Annotated in this window: 2 protein-coding genes; one reads left to right on the top strand and one right to left on the bottom strand. The window is 59.9% G+C overall.

The window, feature by feature from the left end:
• Window positions 1–180, bottom strand: a 180-nt coding sequence (gene yidD / locus AB4Y92_RS25540) for a membrane protein insertion efficiency factor YidD (RefSeq protein WP_441822162.1), incomplete at its 3' end; no start/stop codon positions are given.
• Between the two features lie 26 nt (window positions 181–206).
• On the opposite strand from yidD, the gene AB4Y92_RS25535 reads away from it, so the two are divergent.
• Window positions 207–509: hypothetical protein (locus tag AB4Y92_RS25535; protein ID WP_441822161.1), on the top strand; the 303-nt coding region annotated here is incomplete at its 3' end.

The following is a 509-nucleotide window of genomic DNA, read 5'->3' as shown; positions in this document are numbered from 1 at the left end:
GCGCTGGATCGCCTCGTCCGTGTAGGTCGAGCAGCTTGGCCAATGCCGACATTGCCGTCCGATCAGCATCGAGACGCTGAGCTGGTAACCGCGAATCAACCAATGCGCGCCAGAACGGGGTGCACGCGCAAAAAGACGTGACAACACGCGCACCGATGTCATTTCATCGTTCTTCGTCATTACCTGTTTCATTTTGAGATTCGCTCATGCTTTGCTCCGCTCCGCGATCGGCCTCCCGTTTCCGCATCGGCGCGACCTCCATTCTGGTTCCCGCCGCCTTGCTTTTGTCGCTGACATCAGCGCCTGCCCAGCAGCGGAACAGCCTCCTCTGGCTTGAGCCCGGCAAGATCGATGTCGCCAAGATCATCGGCCTGCCACCGGCAATGAACTCGCCCGAGCACAGGAAGGAGTTCGAAGAGGTCCTTCAGATCACGCTGAACCGGACGCCGGAGCGCGAGAAAGCCGCGATCGCGGATCAATATCAGACGCTCGCCCGCTTTCTCGAAGGC

The organism is Lysobacter sp. TAB13, from assembly GCF_052113885.1.
GTDB classification, from domain to species: Bacteria; Pseudomonadota; Gammaproteobacteria; order Xanthomonadales; family Xanthomonadaceae; genus Lysobacter; species Lysobacter gummosus.
The sequence above is the reverse complement of the archived record's forward strand: the minus strand, read 5'-3'. Positions and strand labels throughout refer to the sequence as shown.